General features: G+C 80.8%; 1 pseudogene. It reads right to left on the bottom strand.

Going from position 1 to position 312, the window contains the following annotated elements:
• Positions 1 to 312, bottom strand: a pseudogene (locus ACLBYB_RS33065) (DNA polymerase Y family protein); the annotation flags it as partial.

Raw genomic sequence — 312 nt, 5'->3', positions numbered from 1 at the left:
GGCGTCGAGCACGCCGATCCGGCGCAGGCCGAGCCGCTTCAGGCCCGCGACCGTGCCGGGATCGAGGCGCAGGGCGTCCACCGGGAGGGCCCGCAGGGCCAGCGAGGCCCCGCCCGGCGGCACCACGACCGGATCAGGCCCGCCCTGCCGCGCCAGCGCGAAGGCGGCGCCGGGCGTGTCGGCCAGCGCGATCCCCGCCGGTACGCGGCCCCGCGCGAGCCGGGCGGCCAGGTCCGCGACGAGATTCGCCTCGCCGCCGCGCAGGTGGCTCGCGCCGGCGACGTCGATGTAGAGCCCGTCCGCCGCCTCGCC

The organism is Methylobacterium sp. D54C, assembly GCF_053345595.1.
Note: the sequence above shows the minus strand (reverse complement) of the source record. Positions and strands in the feature narration are given on the sequence as shown.